The organism is Gilliamella sp. Pas-s25 (assembly GCF_009795885.1).
Taxonomy (GTDB): domain Bacteria; phylum Pseudomonadota; class Gammaproteobacteria; order Enterobacterales; family Orbaceae; genus Gilliamella.
This window is the reverse complement of the sequence record NZ_WTEV01000021.1, coordinates 40226-46456: the sequence shown is the minus strand read 5'-3', so window position 1 is coordinate 46456 and position 6231 is coordinate 40226. Positions and strand designations below refer to the sequence as shown.

At 32.1% G+C, this 6231-nt stretch carries 6 protein-coding genes; all 6 read left to right on the top strand.

Features of this window, described 5'->3' with window-relative positions:
- The first annotated feature begins 297 nt into the window (after window positions 1-297).
- The 6 genes from GQ593_RS09875 to GQ593_RS09850 all read left to right on the top strand — a co-directional run bounded on the left by GQ593_RS09875 (window position 298) and on the right by GQ593_RS09850 (window position 6229).
- Window positions 298-522 carry a Flp family type IVb pilin gene (locus GQ593_RS09875; protein WP_160431868.1) on the top strand — a complete coding sequence of 75 codons (225 nt, stop codon included), beginning with the start codon at window positions 298-300 and terminating at the stop codon, window positions 520-522.
- Window positions 523-783: 261 nt separating this feature from the next.
- Complete coding sequence (locus tag GQ593_RS09870; RefSeq protein WP_160431867.1) at window positions 784-2091, top strand: CpaF family protein; 1308 nt, start codon at window positions 784-786, stop codon at window positions 2089-2091.
- The gene (locus GQ593_RS09865) at window positions 2088-3014 is read left to right on the top strand and encodes a type II secretion system F family protein (RefSeq protein WP_160431866.1); all 927 of its coding nucleotides are present in this window, start codon (window positions 2088-2090) and stop codon (window positions 3012-3014) included. Before GQ593_RS09870 ends, GQ593_RS09865 begins: the two co-directional genes overlap by 4 nt.
- A gap of 3 nt (window positions 3015-3017) precedes the next feature.
- A complete protein-coding gene (locus GQ593_RS09860) occupies window positions 3018-3890 on the top strand; it encodes a type II secretion system F family protein (RefSeq protein WP_160431865.1) in 873 nt (290 codons plus the stop codon).
- Between the two features lie 13 nt (window positions 3891-3903).
- Complete coding sequence (locus GQ593_RS09855) at window positions 3904-5307, top strand: tetratricopeptide repeat protein (protein ID WP_160431864.1); 1404 nt, start codon at window positions 3904-3906, stop codon at window positions 5305-5307.
- Between the two features lie 40 nt (window positions 5308-5347).
- The gene (locus tag GQ593_RS09850) at window positions 5348-6229 is read left to right on the top strand and encodes a hypothetical protein (RefSeq protein WP_160431863.1); all 882 of its coding nucleotides are present in this window, start codon (window positions 5348-5350) and stop codon (window positions 6227-6229) included.
- The last annotated feature ends 2 nt before the right edge of the window (window positions 6230-6231 follow it).

Below are 6231 nucleotides of genomic sequence, written 5' to 3'. Positions count from 1 at the left end.
TGTTCGTCTTTTGCGTTTAATCTTATTCATATTTGTTCCTTTTTTAGTGGTGATAAGTTTACCTTACCCCTTAAAAAAGTTGTATAAATTAGTGTAGCCGATCCATTAACTAATTGCATGGTTAGTAATGCTTTTTATATATATTATTGATTGTAGTCAATTTGTTTGGTGTGTTTGATTGAAATTTTTTGATTAATAATTAGCAATTTTAAATTTATATGTGTATAATGTTCAAACTTTCGATAAGAAAGTAAATTAATTAAATAAAAATTGTAAGAAATATTTAAGGAGAAAATTATGATGTACTTATCGGCAATTCGTGCTCAAGTAAGAAATTTTGCAGGTAAATTTGTTAAAAGCGAACAAGGTGTAACTGCGATCGAATACGCAATCGTGGCAGCAGGTGTTTCGGCTGTAGTGTTAGTGATTTTTGGTACTGGTGCCAATGCTCCTGTAAATAAAATGTTAACTCAAGTATTTGATTCCTTGCAAACGAAATTAACAGGTATAATAGGTGCTTAATAGAGTTTTGAATGGTTATATTACCTATTATGGTTGTTGTATCCTCCTATAATAGATAATTATAACATTTGAGGGAGCTTTGTACTTTTTGTGGAGTTATTGTCTGTAGATAATAGAATATAATTTCACTTTAGTTGTTATTGGCTCCCTTCCTTATAAGGCTATTTAAAGATGGTTTATTATTGCTATCTTTATAAGATTGAAGTTATTAGGTTTAGCCAGTAACTTTTGTTTTGAATAGAGCATAATTAAAGAAACGCCATGGCTAATGAACAATTTAAATTTTCTGATGAGTGGGGAAAGATTCGTGATTTGGTTTTTCAAGTCCTTGATCTTGATTTGATTGAACAGTTAAAAAATGATCCGAATAAAATACTGCGTGAAGTTCAAACAGTAATTAGAGATGTTGTAAGTTCAAGTAATGCCTATATTACAGCCGACGAAATAAATGCATTAGCAGGTATGATTTGTGATGAGATTGTGGGTTACGGGCCAATTGATTCTTTAATGAAAGATGAGACAGTTAGTGATATTTTAGTCAATGGTCCTTATAGCATTTATGTTGAACGAGGGGGCATTCTTAGTAAAACAAATAAGTTTTTTATTAGTGATCGCCAGTTGCTTGATATTGCAAGGCGTTTAGTTAATAAAGTCGGCAAAAATATTGATGAGTCGCACCCGTTAGTTGACTCTCGGATGCCCGATGGTAGCCGTCTTAATGTTGTTATCCCTCCTATTGCTATTGACGGTACCTCGATGTCAATTCGTAAGTTTGGTACCGGTCGTCGTACCTTTCATGATTTAATCAACTATAAGTCATTAAACGAAGACATGGCCAATTTTTTAGTCATTGCGGCGCGTTGTCGGATGAATATTATTGTTTCAGGTGGGACAGGTTCTGGTAAAACTACAATGCTAAATGCATTATCTGGATTTATTGGTGAGCACGAACGTACTGTCACACTCGAAGATGCTGCCGAATTAAAACTTCAGCAAGACCATGTGGTTAGATTGGAAACCAAAGCTGGCGGTGAAGACGGGCGCGGAAAAGTAACGATGCAAAATCTGTTAGTTAATGCATTGCGGATGCGACCAGACCGAATTATTTTAGGGGAGTGCCGTGGTGAAGAAGCGTATGAGATGCTTCAAGCCATGAATACTGGTCACAGTGGTTCAATGTCGACGCTACATGCCAACACTGCTAAAGATGCCTTATCTCGCCTAGAAAGTATGGTCATTATGGCTCAACCAGAATTACCAATTATTGCAATTAGACACTATATTGCTTCTTCCGTTAATTTTATTATTCAAGTTTCTCGCCTCCCAGATGGACAACGTAAAGTAATGAGTATTACGGAGGTTATTGGCTTAGAATCAGAAAATATAGTCACTCATGATGTGTTCAAATTTAAAATTCATGACGAAAGAAACGAACAAGGTAAGATTCAAGGTGAATTTGTCTGTAATGGGCTGGTTAAACGATCCGCACTTTATGAAAGTGCCCAATATTATGAAATGTCAGACGTATTAGAAAAATTAATGTTAAACGCAGTGGGGATCAAAGTATGATTTTCATTCTTTCAATTGCACTTATTCTTATTGCAATTAAAAATATGTGGACATTGCGTCGCCGTACTGAGCGATTACAGGTTTTTTATAATGTTGAAGTTAAAAAGGCTTCGTTAACGAGTTTGATTGAAAGTCAACTATCTCAACGACAACAATCTTTTTGGGAGAGGATTAGCTACGATTTTAAAGTAATGATTGGATATTATTACAATCTACTTATAATGGGGCAATCGAAAACACGGTTGTTTATTTATATTCTATCAGGAACGGTTGCAGGCATTATATTGAATCAAAAATATATCCATTATGACAACTATATCGTAATTCCCGTAAGTACTATTGCCACAGCTGTTGTAACCATTTTTATTAAAAAAAAGAAATTGACGAAAGAATTTTACGAAGTATTTCCCGAAGCATTAAGTGTTATTTCAGGTGTTGTATCATCGGGAGGTGCAATAACAACAAGCTTTAAAACATGTGGAAACTCAATTGATGGCATTATTGGTAACATAATGAAAGATATTGATAACCGAATAGAAATTGGTGATAGCATTGAGGGGGTTTTATTAAACTCTTATCAAAGACTTCCTTTTCCAGAATATTATTTTTTTATTTTAACGGTAATGGTTAATCTTGACAGTGGCGGTGAATTAAAAGAAGTCCTGAGTCGATTATCAAAAATGTTAACCAGCAATCGAATTTTAACTAAAACCAGAGATGGTAAAACCGCCGAATTGCGAATGACGATGACAATATTAGGTTGTATGCCATTTTGTTTTATTTTTGTACTTAAATTAGTTTCAGAAAAAAATTATGAGTATTTGGTTGATACAACAGTTGGTCACTATATTTTGTATTATATTATCGGTAGTGTGGCTATTGGTCTTATCATTATCAAAGGGATGATTAATAAGGTCATTTAAATTATGGTTATTTTACTAAATATATTATTCCCAATTATTTTAATTTGTATTAGCAGTAGAGAGTTGGTAGGTTCATATTTATTTCATCAAAGAAAAGAAAAAATCAGTTTACTCTTAAACATTGAAAACAAAGAAAGGAAAGCACCTAAAAAACATGTTAATAAAAAGAATGTTGCTTTTGAAAAAATTGCGGCTAAAAATAGCTTCGGTTTAAGTTTATTGCGTCGCTTTCAAGAACAAAATAGTTGGAAGGTTTATGCTGTTATTATCGGATTTTCATTCTTTTATCTTATAAACCAAATCCTTTCATTATTTGTGCTTGATTCCAATGCGCTATTAATTGTTTTGCTTGTCATTATTATTGCAGTGATTATTGTGCCCGATAAGGTAGTAAAAAGACAAACAGCCAAAAAAATCAGAAAAATTTCACAAGACTTACCATTGATCATTGATATGATGGCTATTATGGTTAAATCAGGCATGACAGTTGAAAATGGTTTTAGGTATTTAAGCACAAGAGTGAAACCAATCAACAAAGATGTGGCTGCTATCTTAGAAAGAGCTTGTTTAATGATGGATGTTAACGGTATTGAACTCTCTATTGATTTAATTCAACGAGAGGTCCCCTGTAAAGAAGTCAGGATGTTTTGTATAACGTTAAGACGAAGTATTAGTTATGGTAACTCAATTTATGATACTTTATTGGAGTTATCAGCTGAAATCAGAGAGATGCAAAAATTAACTATAGAAGAAAAAATCGCTGCTATTGCAGCCAAGATGACATTACCGATGATGGCATTTTTTTTAGCACCAGTTCTTGTTGTTATTGCAGGACCTGTTGTCATGAATATTATATCAACATTAAGTAATAGATAGGGATGTAGAGATAATGAAAGATTTTTCAATAGGCTGTAAACCAAGAAGGTTAATAAAAGCAAAATTTATTGTGGTATGTTCAATGTTGTTTCTTGTTGTTGGATGTCAAAACAGTACATTAAGGTATGATTTAAATGAGCAACAAAAAATTTATATTCATGAAACAACAAAAAATTATGGCGGCTTAATTGAGCTTTATAAACAACGCTTACAACGTTCCGATACCGAAGATACAAGATATAAACTTGCTCAAATTTATTACCTTTCTAATGATTTTGAAGCAGCAAAAAGAACATTAAGCCCTGTTTTAAATAAAAGTAAGAATGATAATCTTTTTGCTTTGTATGCTCATGTTGAATCTAAAATGGGGCATAATGACACAGCTTTGGAATATTTAGATAAAGCAATTGCCATCAATCGTAAAAATGGTGAAGCATATAATATAAAAGGCATCGTTTTGCTGAAAAAGAAACAATATGATGCTGCACGTTATGCATTTAACCTAGCTAGAGAAAACTTTTATGATGAAAACAAAGTCACAAATAATCTTGCGATGTTATCAATTTTGAATAAAGACTATAATGAAGCTTATAAGCACCTAAATATTTTATATACAAAAGGATATCGTGATCAAACAATTCTTCATAACTTACTATATACATTGGTGAAATTGAATAAAATGCAATTAGCTAAGTCATTTTGTTTAAGTCACAGATTATCAAATGATCCAGAAATCTTAATTCAAGAATTAAAACAGATCGAACCTGTTGATGCGATTAAATTTAATGAAATTACGCCAACACAAAGTGATAATCAAAAGCAGTACACGACTGAAAAAATAGCATCACAGCAAGTATCCAAAACAGATACCGTTGTAAAACCTAAAAAAGAAACTAATTCACAAACTACCACTAAGTCAGAAATTAGTGCTAAATTATCAAATGTGACTAAATTAGAAACAGAAACTGAACCGAAACAAACCGCTGTAACTAATTCTAAAACCGATACTAATCTAGCTATTTCTAAACAAAATAAACAAGCTAATCAGGTAACGACTCAGTCGACTATTTTAGCTGTTCGATCAGGCGAACATGGAAAATTCAGTCGAATTACCTTCGAAACAGTTAATCAATTAACCAAAAGTCAATACAAGATTGAAAAAATCTCGCCAAGAGAATTCAAATTATCGTTTTATGATGTAACGCTCCCTACCGCGGGAATAAATTATATCATTAATCGCATTTCTCGTAGTGATCGTGATTTTGCTAATATAACGGGATCTTTAACTACCGAAAAAACATTAATTCTCCAAATAAAAACAAAACAAGACTCTATAGTGAAGGATTTTGACGCAGGTCCTAATTCTAATGGTAAAGCCCATTGCTTTGTGTTTGATTTTTATTTGGAAAATAAATAAGTAAAAAATAACAATAATTATAAACTCACAAGGAGTTTGCATGAAGGAAAAAAAAATAATTATTCTATATATATTAATGTTAGTCGTGGGACTGGCAATACTGTTTACAAAATCATCTCCTGAACCTGTTGTTGAACCAGCGGTTCCGACGCAGGTCGAAATTAACCAAGAACCTAAAATAGAAGAACCAAAAACAGAAATCATAACAGTGGCAGTTGCAAAATATGATATTAGTAAAGGGAAAATTTTAACTAAAGATGATTACTATTTTAAATCGATAGAAATTAGAATTGATAGTGAACAGAAGTCTGAATATATAATTAATGCAACAGAGCTAGACGCTTATGCTGTGAAGAACAATATTGCGAAAGATTCTTTTATAGAGCATCGCTTAGTTGCTTCCCCTAATTCACCTGAATATGCAATGTTAGTCCTAAAAGAAGGAAACTATATGTTTCCTTTCAAATTAGAACAAATTGATTCTTATTTGGTAAAAAATCTAAAAGGTGGAGATCTTGTTGATCTTTATATATTTTATAGTGACGCTGAATTATCGAAGACTAATAATAAAAGCTTTAACGAGGATAGACTTGTTTCGCCTAGCGATGATTTTGTTAAAAATCGTATAAAACCGATCATTGTAGGTAAAAAAATTCTCTATATCGACATAGATGATGATGGAATTGATTCAAGATTTCAAAAAAAGGATACAGGACAAATTCAATTAGAGCTTTCAAATCAAGAAATTAAATTATTAAGAACGCTCATGACAAATTCTACAATTATGATGTACCCAAGTACTTATAAAAAAAATGTTGATGATGGACTACGTCTGTTAAATGATAAAGAAAAAAGCTGGCCATTGACTGATAAAGCTATTTTTTCAAAGCAAAAACAGATTAATTTGCTAAAAGGTAACTAAGA

Coding starts and splice junctions, on each gene's coding strand:
- GQ593_RS09875 (WP_160431868.1), top strand. CDS start 298: ATGATGTACTTATCGGCAATTCGTGCTCAAGTAAGAAATTTTGCAGGT.
- GQ593_RS09870 (WP_160431867.1), top strand. CDS start 784: ATGGCTAATGAACAATTTAAATTTTCTGATGAGTGGGGAAAGATTCGT.
- GQ593_RS09865 (WP_160431866.1), top strand. CDS start 2,088: ATGATTTTCATTCTTTCAATTGCACTTATTCTTATTGCAATTAAAAAT.
- GQ593_RS09860 (WP_160431865.1), top strand. CDS start 3,018: ATGGTTATTTTACTAAATATATTATTCCCAATTATTTTAATTTGTATT.
- GQ593_RS09855 (WP_160431864.1), top strand. CDS start 3,904: ATGAAAGATTTTTCAATAGGCTGTAAACCAAGAAGGTTAATAAAAGCA.
- GQ593_RS09850 (WP_160431863.1), top strand. CDS start 5,348: ATGAAGGAAAAAAAAATAATTATTCTATATATATTAATGTTAGTCGTG.